Origin of the sequence: Acinetobacter tjernbergiae DSM 14971 = CIP 107465 (assembly GCF_000374425.1) — a bacterium.
GTDB classification, from domain to species: Bacteria; Pseudomonadota; Gammaproteobacteria; order Pseudomonadales; family Moraxellaceae; genus Acinetobacter; species Acinetobacter tjernbergiae.
Window position 1 is genome coordinate 39,533 of record NZ_KB894370.1, and the last position, 16,337, is coordinate 55,869.

A 16,337-nucleotide genomic window follows, 5' to 3' on the forward strand; every position below is an offset into this window, starting at 1 on the left:
TTAATCATGCTTTTCTGCCAGTTGCATCGTTTGTTTCAGTTGTTTTTGATTGAATCCGATCAGCTCAATAATGTTACGAAATAATCCCGGAGCATTGGCAACGAATTTATTACTTTTAGGTACAATCACAATATCTTTGCGTTTTTCAATGCCTTCAACCAGTTCTGAAACTACAGTTTCAATAGCTACATATTTCCAAATCCCTGTATTACCATTCCATACTGCTTTACCTGCTGGGTTTGATTGTACTGCATCCATCATCGGTGTTTGGAAGAAGGTGGGGTGAAAACTACCCACGCCAATATTCAAATGTTTAAGTTCCAAACGTAGGCTATCGCACAATGCCCAAACACCTGCTTTGCTTGAAGTGTAATGCGTGTTTAAAGGGGAATGTACAAATGCTGCTAAGGACGAAATCGCCAATAGATAGCCTTGGGTTTCTTTTACATAAGGTAGCGCAGAACGGAAAGTACGAAATACACCTGTTAAATTAATATCAATCGTTCGCTCAAAAGTTTCAGGTGCCATATGTTCCAGTGATGCTGGATTACCAACACCCGCATTGGCAATCACGACATCAATTTTGCCAAAATGCTTTGCAGCACTTGCCATTGCAGTTTCTAAACTTGCTAAAGAGCAAACATCTGCTTGCCATCCTACTACGACACTGTTTCCGCCTAAATCATTTGCTTGTTGTGTGACTTTATTTAAGTCTAAATCTAGTAATGCTAACTTAGCACCTTTATCGCGTAATGCCTGTGCTGTTGCTTGACCTAAGCCACCCGTTGAACCTGTAATGACGACAACTTTATCTTTTAATTGATATTTACTCATGATTTTTACTCGATTAGATAGCGACTGTACGTTTTAGAAAATTAATTTGATCATTCACTACATGCTCAAATGCATCACCGATATAAATTTCAAAATGACCATAGTGATAGCGTTTAATTTCTTTTTCAGGAGTTTGATTGGCATAACGCAAAGTTGCTTTGGAGGGTGCAACACTGTCAGTTTCACAAACACAATATAATACAGGGGCTTTTATTTTCTTGGCTTGACGCCCGGGATAGTAACGAATGATGTCTAGTGCAAAACGTGCTGCGACATAATTCTTATAATCTGGATCATATTGGGTGAGTTCGAGTGAACCTGAATGTGCATCTGCTGCATTCATGAGTGCTGTATTACCAGGCGTTGCGGACAAAGGCACCATAACAGGTTCATTTCCCAGTACAGCACCTATGCGATCACGTAATGCCAAAGCCGTGAGTTTTAACGAAGTCACTGGATTCATGACTAGACTTGACGAAAGTCCATCTGTGAATGGACATTGAGAAATTACCGCACGGATATTTGAATCTTGGGCAGCCGTAGCTAAAACATGTCCTCCAGAAAAGGATGAACCCCACAGAATAATTTTTGAATGATCTATTCCTGATAATTGACGTGCATAAGCTATCGCAGCTTTCCAGTCTTCAAGTTGGCGGTTAATGTCTAAAAGTTGTCTTGGTTGACCTTCACTGTCCCCAAAATGCCGATAATCAAAAACAAGGCAAGCATATCCTGCTGCAACAAAACGTTCTGCAAAAGCAGTTAAACGCATTTTTCGAGTGCCACCAAGCCCATGAGCCATGATGATAATTGGGGAGGGTAATTGCTGATCTGGACGATATAGATATGCACTACATTTCAGATCACCAGAATTGAAGTAAATATCGCTTGGTTGTGATCTTTCACTATTTTTGCTGCTCATCGCTATTTCCTCATGATGGGGCGTAGCGCTATTTTTGAGCAAAATTAATGTATGAGCTTGATGGAAACCGCCATATCACTTGATATTTTACGCCAATTTATTTATCCGTTCCATAATCGAACTTAATAGCGTATTAATTCTTATCATTTTCATAATATAGATTAAGCAATCGCTGTGCATTTTCCGCACAAGTGATTTCATCAGGTTTATTATTAATCGCAAAGATCATCATCCGTAGGTTTTGCTTACTGACTGCTAATTTCTGTTCTAATTCTTCAATGTCTTTGATTTTGCTTTCTAAAATTCCAATAAGCGTGTCATGATCCCAATTCGTTACATTTGATGGCAAAAAGGCTTTAATTTCTGCGAGTGAAAAGCCGACTTGTTGTGCTTGTTGAATTAGAAAAAGCTGTTTAAGGTCGTTTTCGCTATATTCTCTATAGCCATTCGATTTACGTTTTGCCTTAGGTAACAATTTGATTTGTTCATAATAACGAATTGTCGGTGTAGTTAAACCGCTCTGCTTTGATAATTCGCTAATATTCATTTTACTGATTTCCTCTTGACATTAAAGTTAACTTTAGACTTATAGTGATGCAAAAGCAAGATCAAAAATAACGCTAAAGCAGAGGTAAAGCATGTCTAAACGTATATTACATATTGTCACCAATGTATCTGAATATGAAGGAATTGATCAGCCTACAGGTTTGTGGTTAGGTGAGCTTACCCATGCATATGATGAATTTGAGAAGCAAAACTATATTCAAGATATCGTTAGTCCACTGGGAGGAAAGTCTCCTCTTGAACCAAAATCATTAGGGCGTTTCGTTGCTGATCAATCCGTTTTGAAGAGAAAAAATGATGCAGCATTTATGCAACTACTTGAAAACACCAAAAAGCCATCTGAAATCAATTGGAAAGATTATGATGTGATTTATTACACGGGTGGGCACGGCGTGATGTGGGATTTTTTGAATAATGTCGAACTCCAAGAAATTACTAAAAAAATTTATGAGAAAGGTGGCATAGTTTCTAGTGTTTGTCATGGTTACTGTGGGCTATTGAATGTTCGTCTTTCAGATGGACAATATCTGATAAAAGATAAGAAGTTGACTGGCTTTGCATGGAGTGAAGAGATCTTAGCAGGTGTGGCAAAAAAAGTGCCTTATAATGCTGAACAGTTAGCGAAACAACATGGGGCAATTTACTCTAAAAAAATCATTCCTTTTGCACCCTATGTGGTTCGAGATGGTCATTTGATTACAGGTCAAAATCCTTTTTCTGCTCGCCCAACGGCTCAAGCAATTATTGAGCGTTTATCGAATGATTCATTCTGATAATTCATATTTAAATTTTGGAGCTAATTTATATTTCAGAATTTAATTGGAATATTCAATTTATGAACCACGTTTTTTCATGTCTTGACGAAATTGAATAGGAGTCATTCCACTCCATTTTCTAAATGCACGAGTAAAATTGGCAGGTTGAAGATAGCCAAGATAATTGGCGATATTTTGTATTTCCATATCGCTGCTAAGTAAAAGTCTCTCAGCTTCTTTGTATTTAACTTCATCTAGTAAGGTAAGGTAAGATGAGCCTATTTCGTTAAGATGCCTTCTTAGGGTTCGGTTTGAAATGTGTAAGCGCTCCGCAACCGTATCTAAACTTGGATAGCCCTTTTCAGGGGTAAGTACTAACTCTGTTTTTACGCGTAAGCAAATATCTTGAATTTGTTCGGAAAACCGAATTTGTTCTGCTTCACATTGTGCTAAGGCTTGTTGAAAAGCAGATGGGTCTGCCATTTTGGGTGATTGGTTCAAGAGTGATGAACTATATCGAATTTGATTTCTATTTTGATTAAACTGAATTGTGGGAAGTTGCTGTTCAAACTTTTGATGATAGGATGGCTCTAGCCAATCTACCTTTAATTCAACCTCAGAAAAGTTTCTCTCTATTAAAGAACGACCTGTCTGAATAGTTCCGATCATTAAACATTCATAGAAAAAGCGTCTTAAAACGTCTGCTTGCTCTGGATGGTTACTGATTACGGGATGGGTTTCTTGAATATCAATTATAGATAAGTTTTCTGCTTCATAAAAATCCATTCGATAGTCTTTCAATCGCATGTTAAAAAACTGTGTTGCAAGTTCAATGGCATGTCGTAAAGAAGGGCTGCTCATTAACGCATATCCCATTGGACCATGTGCGGTTAGGCGAAGTTTTAAGCCATATTCATAACCTAATCCAGAATCCTTCGCTAAAGTTAAGCTTACCCAAGCCAATTTAGACCATTGAAAAGGTGTAATACGCGCATCTAATTGATGAAGTAATGTCAACGGTATTTTACTTTTATGCAAAATCTCCGATGCAGAAAATCCCTTTTCGACCATGATTTCTAATAATAAATGAGCATAAGAGATCGGAATACTTGCTTTTGATAGTCCATATGGATCTTTCATTTTTATTTTATCTGTTGGCCGAAAATGATTAGCATTATGTCTTAACTCCATCTCACGCTCAAGTTTTACATCTTAGATACTAAGATCATTCTGTTGACTTGAGTATTTAAGATGAGCTTACCTCGTCCCCTGAAAGAATCTCCCGTTGTAATCACAGGTGCATCATCTGGTATTGGTGAAGAACTTGCTAAGCAATTCGCTGCACGTGGCTATTCGCTTATTTTAGTTGCTCGACGAGTCGATAAGCTTGCGCTGCTTGCTGCCAATTTACGCCAAGAATATCAAGTAGAGGTGAATCTACGCCCATGTGATCTTGCTGATCGTCAAGAAAGAACTAAATTTCGCAAAGAGTTGGAAAAGATCAATGTTTCTATTCTATGCAATAACGCAGGTTTTGCCACTTTTGGTCGATTACAGGAATTAGATGCTGACCGAGAGCGTGAAGAAACAGAAGTGAATGCAGTTGCTGTACAGGATCTCACTTTAGCGGTATTACCTAAAATGATTCAGCGTAAAACAGGAGCAATTTTAATTGTAGGTTCTACATCGGGTCATCAACCGACGCCAGCAAACGCGACTTATGCTGCGAGTAAAGCCTTTGCGAACTCATTTGCTGAATCACTGCATAGTGAACTAAGTGGTACGGGCGTGACATGTACCTTGTTAGCTCCTGGTCCAACGATAACAGGCTTTAATGAAGTTGCTGGGATTTCAAAAATTGATGGTGTTGGTGGCAATTTTGTTTGGGTTACAGCGGAACGAGTTGCTAAAGAAGCGATTCAAGGTATGGCTTGTAATCGTCGTATTGTAATTCCAGGTTTTATTGCACAAGCGCAAACTTTGGGTGGACGTTATACCCCACGAATCATCTTACTCCCAATATTAAAGCAAGTATTTTCGAGATTAAAAGCATGAGACAACTGATGAATGATCTACGCACGCCGATAGGTCTTGCGAATCTTGGTCATAAGCTTTATCACAATGCCCAGTATTTAACAGCTGTGGTTGAGGTGAATGAGAAAGCGATGGCACGTTGGCTGCCTGCGGGGATGAAGTTAGTGAAACCTGCCAAAGCAGATTTATTTTGTGCCTATTTCCCAGAAAATGTGTATACCGAGGCTTACCATGAAGCAGGGTTATTTGTGCATATTCAGGTAGGTAACAAAACGGGTATTTTTTGTCCGTGGATGATTTTAGATGATGACCGCGCCATGATTATTGGACGTGAACTACTTGGTTATCCTAAGAAAATAGGGCAAATCCTTTGGGAAAATGATGGTACACGTATTGTCAGCCAAGCATCTCGCAGAGGTACGTTATTGATTGAAATGGAAGCTAAACTTGGAGAGGTTTTGCATGATGCACCGCCAATTTTAGGTTTGCCACATCGTAATATCACAGGTGGTTTAGGGCTAGGTTTACCTCGAGAAGTCCGATTTACCCCGAAAGAACATCCTGTTGAAGTCCGTCGTGTAGAGATGAATTTACGCTTTACAGGTACAGTAAATGATCCTCTACATGAGATGGGCTTAGGTAAAGTTGTGGATGCACGCTTACATCGTGTGGATTTATCAGGTGGCTTAATTCCGCCAATTCAGATTCCTCGATTACGTACACCTTTGTTTTTACTGCGCCAATTTAATCCACGTGTTTTATAAACAGGGGATTTAGTGATGAATATGCTTGTTGCTCCTCAGTCAGAAAAAGCAATCAAATGTAGACAAATTTCTGCATCAATTGATATTCCAGTAAGAGCCATGGACTTTACTTTTCCTGATGAGATTCCTGAATTTTGGTTTAATCATAATCCGCTACTTACCATGTTGTTGACTGCATTATCTAGTGCATTTCCAGATGGGGAGCGGCAATTCATTCACAGCGTACGAAACTATCAGCCAAAAATTAATGATCCTGTTTTGCTTAAGCAAGTTCGAGCTTTTATTGGTCAAGAAGCACATCATGGTAAAGAACATGATGTGCTCAATGCGGTCATGTTGAACAAAGGTTATCCCGTAGACCGAATTTATAAGCGCTTTAAAAAAATGAACCGCTTGATGCAGGAACAGTTTTCTCCAGCTCATCAACTGGCATGTACAGTTTGTATGGAACATCTCACGGCGATTTTAGCGGATTATTTTATTACGACTGCACCTAACGATTTGGCTTTATTTCATATCCATCTGAGAAAAATTTGGGCATGGCATGCCATTGAAGAAACTGAACATAAGGCAGTGGCATTTGATGTCTATCAATCTTTAGTAAAGCGACCTTACTTTTTAAGGCTAGTAATGTTGGAGACCACGTTTTCTTTTGTACTGATCACTGGGCGTGGAACGATAGAACTTTTGCAATATTCAGGTAAACACCATGATTTAAAAGGGCTTTATCAAGGAATGGTTTATTTGTTTGGACGAAAAGGTTTGGTCAGAAAAATTGGCAGGGCATATTTCGATTTTTTCTCACTCGATTTTCACCCTTGGCAGCATGATAACCGCAGCAAGATGAACTTATTAAAATACCAGTATTTCAATGAATAAGGCTCTGAATTTAGAACAGATCATCCAGTTTTTAATTATATTTATTTAGGAATTTATATCATGGCAAAGCCTACATTCGCACACTCTCCATTACATCAACCTCTTCGTTTGGCATGTGGAATTAGTATTCCAAACCGAATCGCAAAATCGGCTATGAGTGAACAATTGGCAGATCGACATGGCTCACCAACAACAGACTTACAACAGCTCTATGCTGCGTGGGCAAAAGGTGGTACGGGATTGTTAATCACGGGTAATGTCATGATTGATCATCGTGCTTTTGTTGAGCCTAGAAATGTAGTGCTAGAAGATGCGCAGTTCTTACAGGCAAATAAGTTATGGGCTCAAGCTGCTCAAGCCAATGGCAGCAAGATTATTATGCAAATTAACCATCCTGGTCGTGTTGCCGTACTTCCCTTATTTAAAAAACCGATTGCACCTTCAGCAATAGGGTTAAATCTACCTGCGATGAATCTGATTCGTGTTCCGCGTGCGATGTCAGAAATTGAGATATTGGAACAAATTAAACGTTTTGCAACTACAGCAGCACTAGCGATACAGGCAGGCTTTGATGGCGTGCAGGTTCATGCTGCGCATGGTTATTTGTTATCACAGTTTTTATCGCCATTGGCAAATATCCGTACAGATCAATGGGGGGGAACGCCAGAGAATCGTCGTCGTATTCTAATTGAAACGGTTCGTGCTGTGCGTCAGGCGATTGGTCCAGATAAAATCTTAAGTGTAAAACTAAACGCTGCTGATTTCCAAAAAGGCGGATTGAGTCAGGAAGAGTCTTTGCAGGTTGCTTTGGTGTTAGAAGCTGAAGGAATTGATTTATTAGAAGTGTCTGGTGGTAATTACGAATCTCCAGCACAATTGGGATATGCGCCTGATCGTTCCGCTCAACGTGATGCTTATTTTATTCATTATGCTACAGCATTACGTCAACACAGCAAATTACCACTGATGCTAACAGGTGGGCTACGTCATGTCGATTTTATGAACCAAATTGTGGCGAATGGTACAGTGGATTTAGTTGGATTGGCTCGCCCTTTTGCAATGCAACCTGATTTGGCAAAACAATTATTAGCCGGTCAATCTGTCGTAGAACCCGCAAAAATTCCTGCTATTGGATATAAGCCTGTGGATGCTTATTTACAATTAGCTTGGCATGCTGCTCAATTCCGTCGCATCAGCAGTGGTCAACAACCTAAAGTGATTAAAGGGCTAATTCGAACATTAGCTGCTTTTGGCCCAAGAATGAGTTTCAATATTTTGACACAGGACTAGGGGGCAGTTTTTACTATACAAGGATTTTTATCATGAAGCGTTTAATCAAACAAAGTCATCGCATTGTTCCTCGATGTCCAATATGTGATTTATGATGACTCAATGGCTATGTAAATGCTTACTTTAATTAACTCGATTACGCCAGTACTAGAGCGTTGGTTCTGTCAGACATTATTCAGATAACGTTTAAAAAAATCGCAGATATATTATGGAAAAGCTTGTTCAATCATAGATAATTGTGAATACTCATGCCCGAAAATTCGGACTATAAGATTATCTTTTGGGGTTAGGCAATTACTGTGAAAACATATCCATTTACATTTTCTCGTTTACATAAAGCGTTACTAGCGGTTGGTTCATTTTCATGCCTAGGGCTAAGCTCAGTATTGGTACATGCTGAAGATGAAAATAAGGTATCCCGATTAGAAACAATCACAGTAAACGCCCAAGCAGCAGAAAGCGTATATTTTCAACCAAAGGTGAATTTATCTGGTTTTACTCAACAAAATATTGCTGAGATTCCTGCATCTATTCATGCAGTTACGGCTGAGCGAATTGCTGATCAACATGCGAAAACCTTAACGGATGTTGTAAAAAATGATGCTGCGGTAGGTGATGGTTACGCCCCAATTGGCTATTACTCAAACTTTATGATGCGTGGTTTCGCGCTGAACCTTGGCTCAAGCTACTTGCTCAATGGTAACTTACTTCGCGGTGAGCAAAATGTCGCGCTTGAAAACAAAGAACAAGTCGAGATTTTAAAGGGTATGAGTGCCATTCAAAGTGGCATGTCGACACCTGCGGGTGTGGTTAATTATGTAAGCAAACGTCCTAAAGACATCCGTTCAATGACCGTTGATGCAGATAGTCATGGCGGTAATCGTATCGCAGCGGACTTGGGTGGATTTTTAGGAACTGAGCAACAATTTGGTTATCGAATGAATTTGGCGCATGAGGAAATCCATCCGCATGTAGAACATGCCAATGGTAAACGCTTATTTGGCTCTTTGGCTTTAGATTGGAACATTTCCGATCGTTCAAAACTAGAATTTGATATTGAATCACAGCGTCAACGTCAGCGTTCAGTACCAGGTTATCAATTACTTGATGGTAAAACAGTACCCACTGACGTGGAGTGGGATCGTTTACTTGGCTATCAAAGTTGGAGCCAACCTGTCATCAATCAAAGTCTAAATACGGGCTTAAAATATAATTACCAAATCAATAAAGATTGGTCAGCAAATCTAAGTGCTTCACAAAGCCGTGTTGTGGTAGATGATTATTCAGCATTCCCGTGGGGCTGTTATAGCAACGTGTGTCAGATTACTGGTTTAGGCAATACTTTTGACCAAAATGGTAACTATGATATTTATGATTTCCGTAGTCCTGATGACAGTTATTTGACCAATCAATTTAAAGCAGGATTAAATGGTCAATTCAGTACTGGCACATGGCAACATAAACTGAGTTTAGAGTTATCACAGACTTATAAACGACATGCACAATATGATGCGATTAATAAACCAGTGGGCACAGGAAATATTTATACTGACACTGTGAACTATGATCCGTCTGGCGCGACTTTGGGCAATCACTATAAATCTTTAAATGGTCAACAGACTGCATTGAATTTACTTGATCAGATTGACTTCAATAATACTTGGTCTGCTGTAGTAGGCGGTAAATTATTGCATTTGAATGAAAGTGCCTATGATGCAAATGCGAATAACATCCGAGATACCAACTTTAATCGCTTCTTGCCTCAATTTGCTGTGATGTATCAGCCTTGGGAACAGACCCATGTTTATGCATCTTATGCCAAAGGCTTAAGTGACGGCGCACAAGCACCGTGGTTTGCAAACAATCCTTTTGTGACATTAGTACCTAAGCATTCAGCTCAGTCTGAGTTAGGGATTAAACAGCAATGGCGATCTTTACTTTTTACTGCGGCATTGTTTGATTTAAAACAAGACAATCAATATACCAATACTTCAAATGATTTTGTGGTGGATGGTCAACAACATAACCTCGGCTTAGAACTTGGTCTACAAGGGCGTATTGGTCAAGACCTAGATCTGACATCGAGTTTGGCACTGACCCGTTCACGCTTACAAGATATACAATCATCTGAATATCAGGGTCATCAAACTCAAAATGTACCAACTGTACGTTTGGCAAGTTATATCTCATACCAAGTACCGCAAGTAGATGGATTACGGTTATTGGCAGGTATGCAATACAGTAGCAGTAAATATGCAAATAAATTAGCTACAGTGAAAGTACCTAGCTATACCTTGTTTAACGTGGGTTCAGCCTATAATTTCCGTGCTTATGGCTATGAAAATACACTGAGATTTAATGTTGATAATGTGTTTAATAAAAAATATTGGCGAGATGTAGGTAGCTTCTTCGGTGATGATTATTTATTTCTTGGTACACCACGTACAGCACAATTGTCTTGGACTGTGAATTTTTAAATAAAAGACTTGGAGTGTAAAAATTAACGGTTTAAGTTGACTTAGGCTGTTAGTTTTTACACTAAAATAAAGTTCATAAAGCTACACATCATTTAAAAAATAGCAATGCTAAAATTATTTTGCTCAAAGCTAAAAATTTCAATCTGATTAAAGAAATTCTAATCCATCTATAATTTAAAAAGAGTGTATTTAAAAATGAATAAAATTCTATTAGGTGTATGCATCGGTTTAAGCACTTTTTATACAATCGATTCAGCTTATGCAATAGATGCAAAATATAGAGTAAAACTAGAACATTCTGGTTGTACTCAAGTCTCAGAGCTGCAAGGTTGCGATGTAAATAAAACGAAGGCTGATAATGCAAAAGCAGGATTTGGAGCATCTACATCCACTCATTTTAATACTTATGCTGGTGAATGGATCGCAAAGAACTCAAATACAGGACAAACCATAGCAACTATTCGAGTAGATCGTAACGAAAATGTTTGGATTAATGGGCAAAAAGCCAAAGCAAAAAGAAGTGATGGTGGATTAATTTTTAAAAAAGGCTTGATCACCTATAAATTAGAAGGTGATCCAACTCAACAAAACCAAAGTTCTTGGAATGATTCAGATGCCAAAACAACAGGGCCAATTCTTAAAAAATAATTATATTTATCTAACGGAAAAGCCTTTTGCAGCATAACTAAATTTTCTTTTAAATATTGATTTTAAACAATTTATTCTATATTTTTCTGATTTAATTTATAAAAAATGATTTAAGTTGTTTTCTATCTTTTATTCCTGATGAAATTAACATAATTTCAGAACATGAATTTTACTCATCTTGAGGTTAGATTAAATCATTTTTATTCATCTAATGATTGCGGTATAAATCACTTATAGAGAAATTTAGATTTTATTGCAAAAATTAGGATACCAATCATCATGAGTACAGAGTTTGCATGTTCAATTAAACGCATTCGTTTTGATGAAAACTATCAACCAGCAGATAGCACACGTTTAACGACCAATTTTGCCAACTTGGCGCGTGGTGAAAGCCGTGAGCAGAACCTACGCAATACGCTTCGAATGATTAATAATCGTTTCAATGCTTTAGCACAAACAGATAACCCAAATGGTGATCGCTATTCACTTGAAATTGATATTATTTCTGCGGATTTAGATATTGAAGGTAATGGTAAAGCATTCCCAATCATTGAAATGCTAAAAAGCACGATTACCGATCACCATACCAATCAACGTATTGAAGGCATGATTGGCAATAGCTTCTCATCTTATGTGCGTGACTACGATTTTAGCGTGGTGCTAAAAGAACATAATAAAGAGAACTCAACTTCGTATGCGCCTGAAGGTTTCGGTGATTTGCACGGGAAGCTTTATCAATATTTAGTGAATTCAGATACGTTTAAGGCTGAATTTAATCAACAACCTGTCATTTGTTTGAGTGTTTCAACGGCGAGGACCTATCACCGTACTGTCAATGAACATCCTGTTTTAGGTGTTGAGTATAAACAAGATGCATACTCACGCACCGATGAATATTTCCACAAAATGGGCTTACAGGTTCGCTTCTTCATGCCGAAAGGTAGCGTTGCACCTTTAGCATTCTATTTTGCGGGTGATTTATTACGCGATTACACTGACTTCGAGCTGATCAGTGCGATTAGTACCATGGAAACTTTCCAAAAGATCTACCGTCCTGAAATTTACAATGCAAACTCATCAGCGGCGCAAGTCTATCAAGCAAGCCTAGAATACCCAGATTATTCATTGACACGAATCATCTATGACCGTGTTGAACGTGGTCAGCTTGCGGTAAAACAAGGTAAATGGACGGAAGAAAACTTTATCAAGCCTTATCAAAACATCCTTGAGCAATGGGCTGCGAATTACACCGTAGACAGTAACGCTGCTTAATTTATCTGAAACAGAATATAGAAATAGAGATTTAAAATGGCAATTTTATTACCGACATCAACGGCTGGCAGCTTACCGAAACCGTCTTGGCTTGCTGAGCCTGAAAAACTTTGGTCACCTTGGAAACTTGAAGGTGAGGCATTGCTCGAAGCGAAGCAAGATGCTTTACGCTTGTCACTGCAGGAACAACTGCATGCAGGCATTGATATTGTCAGCGATGGCGAGCAAACCCGCCAGCATTTTGTGACCACGTTCATTGAGCATCTGGATGGCGTTGATTTTGAGAAACGCGAAACGGTGCGTATCCGTAATCGTTATGATGCAAGTGTTCCATCTGTAGTGGGCGCAGTATCTCGTCAAAAGCCTGTTTTTGTTGAAGATGCCAAGTTTTTACGCAGCCAAACCACTCAGCCGATTAAATGGGCGTTGCCTGGCCCAATGACCATGATTGATACATTGTATGATGGTCACTATAAAAGCCGTGAGAAACTGGCTTGGGAATTTGCCAAAATTTTGAACCAAGAAGCACTTGAATTAGAAGCTGCGGGTGTCGACATCATTCAGTTTGATGAGCCTGCATTTAATGTGTTCTTTGATGAGGTAAATGATTGGGGTGTTGCCACTTTAGAAAGAGCGCTTGAAGGTCTTAAATGTGAGACTGCGGTTCATATTTGCTATGGCTATGGCATCAAAGCCAATACCGATTGGAAAAAGACTTTGGGTTCAGAGTGGCGTCAATACGAAGAAGCTTTTCCTAAGCTACAAAAATCTAAGCTCGATATCATCTCACTCGAATGCCAAAACTCTCGTGTGCCAATGGATCTAATTGAACTGATTCGCGGTAAAAAAGTCATGGTTGGTGCGATTGATGTGGCAACCAATACGATTGAAACACCCGAAGAAGTCGCGGATACGCTACGCAAAGCACTTCAGTTTGTTGATGCAGATAAACTTTATCCTTCGACTAACTGTGGTATGGCACCTTTGGCTAGAGAAGTGGCAAGAGGCAAATTGAATGCTTTAAGTGCAGGTGCAGAAATTGTTCGAAAAGAACTTTCTGCCTAGTACTGACTCAGCGATATAATGATATGTAAAGGGTATTCGTTTGGTTTAACTAAAATGCCTGATCAAACGAGTCACCCTTAGTCAGATTTAGAGCAAGTATCAGTTCTACTCAGAACTCATTTAGATGATGTGCCAATGTCGCGATCGAGTGGTAGAGCGAAATCTAAAGAAAATCTAAGGTTCAATTTAGGAATAAAATGATGATTGAAGCAACAGACTTTAGAAATGCAATGTCTTTATTGACTAGTGCAGTGAATGTAGTGACGACTTCAGGGGCTTCTGGTCGTCATGGATTTACTGCATCTGCGGTGTGTAGCGTCACTGATACACCGCCGACATTATTGGTCTGTATGAACAAAACCTCTCGGTCACATGCACATTTTATAGAAAATGAAATTTTAACCGTAAATGTTTTAGGCGCACATCATCAGCATATTTCCAACGTATTTTCATCCAAGATGAGTTCAGAAGAACGCTTTAAATATGGAACTTGGACAGAATTAGAAACAGGTGCGCCTGTTTTAGATGATGCTCTGGTGAGTTTTGATTGTCAGATTGAACAAATTCAAGAAGTTGGAACACATACAATTTTTATTTGTCGTACTGTAGCGATTCAACAAGGTCAAAATGAACATAGTTTGGTTTATTTCAATCGTGCTTATCATCATGTCGGCGAAGCAGAAATCGCGTAAAGTAACTTTGTATTTAATATTAACTCTCAAGTAAGTAAGTATGTCGTGGAATTAATTATTTTTTTAGCAATAGGTGCGTCAGCAGGATTCGCTGCTGGGCTCTTTGGTGTTGGCGGTGGACTCATCATCGTACCACTTTTATATGTGGTCTTTACGCAAATGGGGTACGGATCTGAAGTGATCATGCATATGGCTCTAGGGACATCTTTGGCGACCATTATCGTGACATCTATCAGTTCATTAATGGCTCATCATAAAAATGGTGCTGTGATTTGGCCTGTATTCAAAAATCTAAGTCCTGGGCTGGTTGTTGGGTCTTTTTTTGGTGCAGGTATTGCAGGATTACTTTCAGGGGCACATTTACAACTGATTATTGGTGTTTTTGTACTTTGGGTTGCGTATCAGATGTTTACTGGTGCAAAAAAGGTCGTTGATCAGAATAAAGCACTTCCTTCAGCAGCTAAACAAGTATTTGCTGGTACTGGAATCGGTGTTGCATCAGCAATTTTTGGGATTGGAGGAGGGAGCCTAACTGTACCTTATCTCAATCATTATGGCGTAGTCATGCAAAGAGCGGTGGGAACATCAGCAGCATGTGGTTTACCGATTGCGATTGCAGGTGCGTTGGGCTTTATGCTTTTTGGTATGAAAGAACAGGTACATGTTCCTAATAGCATTGGCTATGTGCATATTTATGCCTTTATTGGCATCAGCTCAATGAGTTTTTTTACAGCGAAGTTAGGTGCTAAAGTGGCACATGCATTATCGCCACAAATGCTGAAAAAATGCTTTGCTGTATTGTTACTTATTGTCGGATGTTTTTTCCTTTTTAAAGGAATACGTTGAAATATAATAGGTTGATTCCTGTGATAAAAGCTCATTAAATATGGGCTTTTTTTTCATTGTGATTAAATGTATTACAGATATGGTAATCTAAGATTATCCCTAGCAGTATAAATTTCGAGCTTATCCCATAAATGTACAAGATTGACTCTCAACAAAATAGAATTTCTCCGCTAATTACTAAAACTTTTTCTGAGCTTGGGTTTTCTGAGCGCCATCATCTTCAAGAGTGGTTGGTTAATACCCCAGCTGTTTTTGGAGAAGAATTATTGATGATTCAAAAGGAATTTGCTGGTTTTGATGATACAAAAGAGCGTTTAGATCTCTTGGCGATCGACAAAGAAGGTAATTTAGTTATTATTGAAAATAAGCTTGATGATTCTGGGCGTGATGTTGTATGGCAGGCTTTAAAATATGCAGGTTATTGTTCTAATCTTACTAAAAATGACATTATCGAAATTTATCAGAAATATCTTGACCAATATTTTCCGAATGACCACGTCAAAGCTTCAGACCGATTATCTGAGTTCTTAGAAATCGAGGATTTACAGACCAAACTTATCAATACTAGTACAAGTCAAAGAATTATTTTAGTGGCAGCTAACTATAGAAAAGAAGTTACGAATACTATGCTTTGGCTAAGCCAATTTAACCTATCATGCCAATGCTTTAAAGTAACACCCTATAGTAGTAATTCAGATTTGTTTCTTAATATTGAACAAATCATTCCACCTCCAGAAATTAAAGAATTTATGATCGGCATAGCTGCAAGAGAAGCTGAAGAAAAAACTGTTGATATTCAACTAAAACATAGACATAAACTTAGGAGAGAATTCTGGGAACAGGCATTAGAAGCTTTTCGTAAAAGTCCATGTAAACTCTATAATAATATTAGCCCATCTGATGATCATTGGTTAAGTGCAGGCTCAGGTGTTAGTTCTTTACCTTATAGCCTTATTTTTAGTAAGAAAGAGGCTCGAGTCGAACTTAGTATTTCTCGTGCAGAACCTGATGCAAATAATGCTACTTTTGAATACCTAAAATCTTATCGAGATCAAATTGAGAAAATATTTGGACATTCACTTGAGTGGTTACCTTTACCTGGAAAAAAATCATGTCGCATTCAATACGCAAAACCTTTTGATGGTTATGACAAAGCTGAATGGCCAAGCATGATCGAATGGATGGTTACAAATATGATAAAATTTGAACAAGCATTTGCTCCGCACATGAATGGTATTTATCAATTGCTCAAACAAGGGCAGTGGCAACCCAAGATACATGAAGACGAATAAACA

16 protein-coding genes are annotated in these 16,337 nt (G+C 38.6%); 12 read left to right on the forward strand and 4 right to left on the reverse strand.

The genetic code is table 11. The features are described 5' to 3' along the window. From C502_RS0113290 to C502_RS0113300, 3 genes are all read right to left on the reverse strand, one after another. On the reverse strand, positions 1-834 hold the full coding sequence (locus C502_RS0113290; protein ID WP_018679313.1) for an SDR family NAD(P)-dependent oxidoreductase: 834 nt from the start codon (positions 832-834) through the stop codon (positions 1-3). Between the two features lie 13 nt (positions 835-847). Continuing rightward, entirely contained in the window at positions 848-1,756 is a 909-nt protein-coding gene (locus C502_RS0113295) for an alpha/beta hydrolase (protein ID WP_018679314.1), read from the reverse strand. Positions 1,757-1,889: 133 nt separating this feature from the next. Beyond that, positions 1,890-2,303: a MerR family transcriptional regulator gene (locus tag C502_RS0113300; RefSeq protein ID WP_018679315.1), complete on the reverse strand. Its 414-nt coding sequence runs from the start codon at positions 2,301-2,303 to the stop codon at positions 1,890-1,892. 91 nt (positions 2,304-2,394) lie between these two features. Here C502_RS0113300 and C502_RS0113305 point away from each other — a divergent pair, with 91 nt between their 5' ends. Further along, a complete protein-coding gene (locus C502_RS0113305) occupies positions 2,395-3,093 on the forward strand; it encodes a type 1 glutamine amidotransferase domain-containing protein (protein ID WP_018679316.1) in 699 nt (232 codons plus the stop codon). A 60-nt stretch (positions 3,094-3,153) separates the two neighbouring features. Here C502_RS0113305 and C502_RS0113310 read toward each other — a convergent pair whose 3' ends face one another. Further along, on the reverse strand, positions 3,154-4,215 hold the full coding sequence (locus tag C502_RS0113310) for an AraC family transcriptional regulator (protein ID WP_026315803.1): 1,062 nt from the start codon (positions 4,213-4,215) through the stop codon (positions 3,154-3,156). Between the two features lie 111 nt (positions 4,216-4,326). On the opposite strand from C502_RS0113310, the gene C502_RS0113315 reads away from it, so the two are divergent. The 11 genes from C502_RS0113315 (at position 4,327) to C502_RS0113365 (ending at position 16,334) form a co-directional block, all read left to right on the forward strand. Further along, the gene (locus C502_RS0113315; RefSeq protein WP_018679318.1) at positions 4,327-5,130 is read left to right on the forward strand and encodes an SDR family NAD(P)-dependent oxidoreductase; all 804 of its coding nucleotides are present in this window, start codon (positions 4,327-4,329) and stop codon (positions 5,128-5,130) included. Continuing rightward, entirely contained in the window at positions 5,127-5,873 is a 747-nt protein-coding gene (locus tag C502_RS0113320; RefSeq protein WP_026315804.1) for an acetoacetate decarboxylase family protein, read from the forward strand. Before C502_RS0113315 ends, C502_RS0113320 begins: the two co-directional genes overlap by 4 nt. Positions 5,874-5,888: 15 nt before the next feature. Continuing rightward, on the forward strand, positions 5,889-6,752 hold the full coding sequence (locus C502_RS0113325) for a metal-dependent hydrolase (RefSeq protein ID WP_018679320.1): 864 nt from the start codon (positions 5,889-5,891) through the stop codon (positions 6,750-6,752). A gap of 60 nt (positions 6,753-6,812) precedes the next feature. Next, positions 6,813-8,042, forward strand: a complete 1,230-nt coding sequence (locus C502_RS0113330; RefSeq protein WP_018679321.1) for an NADH:flavin oxidoreductase/NADH oxidase family protein — start codon at positions 6,813-6,815, stop codon at positions 8,040-8,042. Between the two features lie 299 nt (positions 8,043-8,341). Beyond that, on the forward strand, positions 8,342-10,519 hold the full coding sequence (locus tag C502_RS0113335; protein ID WP_018679322.1) for a TonB-dependent siderophore receptor: 2,178 nt from the start codon (positions 8,342-8,344) through the stop codon (positions 10,517-10,519). Positions 10,520-10,714: 195 nt separating this feature from the next. Continuing rightward, positions 10,715-11,167 carry a hypothetical protein gene (locus C502_RS0113340; RefSeq protein ID WP_018679323.1) on the forward strand — a complete coding sequence of 151 codons (453 nt, stop codon included), beginning with the start codon at positions 10,715-10,717 and terminating at the stop codon, positions 11,165-11,167. 279 nt (positions 11,168-11,446) lie between these two features. Then, entirely contained in the window at positions 11,447-12,439 is a 993-nt protein-coding gene (locus tag C502_RS0113345) for a DUF1852 domain-containing protein (protein WP_018679324.1), read from the forward strand. Between the two features lie 36 nt (positions 12,440-12,475). Next, the gene (locus C502_RS0113350; protein ID WP_018679325.1) at positions 12,476-13,504 is read left to right on the forward strand and encodes a methionine synthase; all 1,029 of its coding nucleotides are present in this window, start codon (positions 12,476-12,478) and stop codon (positions 13,502-13,504) included. Positions 13,505-13,704: 200 nt separating this feature from the next. Next, positions 13,705-14,196 (forward strand): flavin reductase, encoded by a 492-nt coding sequence (locus tag C502_RS0113355; RefSeq protein ID WP_018679326.1) that lies wholly within the window; start codon positions 13,705-13,707, stop codon positions 14,194-14,196. Between the two features lie 45 nt (positions 14,197-14,241). Next, entirely contained in the window at positions 14,242-15,042 is an 801-nt protein-coding gene (locus C502_RS0113360; RefSeq protein ID WP_018679327.1) for a sulfite exporter TauE/SafE family protein, read from the forward strand. 131 nt (positions 15,043-15,173) lie between these two features. Continuing rightward, positions 15,174-16,334 (forward strand): DUF4268 domain-containing protein, encoded by a 1,161-nt coding sequence (locus C502_RS0113365; protein WP_018679328.1) that lies wholly within the window; start codon positions 15,174-15,176, stop codon positions 16,332-16,334. Positions 16,335-16,337 lie beyond the last annotated feature (3 nt).

Bases quoted from the DNA above. Each gene is read 5' to 3' on its own strand.
- C502_RS0113290 (WP_018679313.1), bottom strand. From the start codon at position 834: ATGAGTAAATATCAATTAAAAGATAAAGTTGTCGTCATTACAGGTTCA.
- C502_RS0113295 (WP_018679314.1), bottom strand. From the start codon at position 1,756: ATGAGCAGCAAAAATAGTGAAAGATCACAACCAAGCGATATTTACTTC.
- C502_RS0113300 (WP_018679315.1), bottom strand. From the start codon at position 2,303: ATGAATATTAGCGAATTATCAAAGCAGAGCGGTTTAACTACACCGACA.
- C502_RS0113305 (WP_018679316.1), top strand. From the start codon at position 2,395: ATGTCTAAACGTATATTACATATTGTCACCAATGTATCTGAATATGAA.
- C502_RS0113310 (WP_026315803.1), bottom strand. From the start codon at position 4,215: ATGAAAGATCCATATGGACTATCAAAAGCAAGTATTCCGATCTCTTAT.
- C502_RS0113315 (WP_018679318.1), top strand. From the start codon at position 4,327: ATGAGCTTACCTCGTCCCCTGAAAGAATCTCCCGTTGTAATCACAGGT.
- C502_RS0113320 (WP_026315804.1), top strand. From the start codon at position 5,127: ATGAGACAACTGATGAATGATCTACGCACGCCGATAGGTCTTGCGAAT.
- C502_RS0113325 (WP_018679320.1), top strand. From the start codon at position 5,889: ATGAATATGCTTGTTGCTCCTCAGTCAGAAAAAGCAATCAAATGTAGA.
- C502_RS0113330 (WP_018679321.1), top strand. From the start codon at position 6,813: ATGGCAAAGCCTACATTCGCACACTCTCCATTACATCAACCTCTTCGT.
- C502_RS0113340 (WP_018679323.1), top strand. From the start codon at position 10,715: ATGAATAAAATTCTATTAGGTGTATGCATCGGTTTAAGCACTTTTTAT.
- C502_RS0113345 (WP_018679324.1), top strand. From the start codon at position 11,447: ATGAGTACAGAGTTTGCATGTTCAATTAAACGCATTCGTTTTGATGAA.
- C502_RS0113350 (WP_018679325.1), top strand. From the start codon at position 12,476: ATGGCAATTTTATTACCGACATCAACGGCTGGCAGCTTACCGAAACCG.
- C502_RS0113355 (WP_018679326.1), top strand. From the start codon at position 13,705: ATGATTGAAGCAACAGACTTTAGAAATGCAATGTCTTTATTGACTAGT.
- C502_RS0113365 (WP_018679328.1), top strand. From the start codon at position 15,174: ATGTACAAGATTGACTCTCAACAAAATAGAATTTCTCCGCTAATTACT.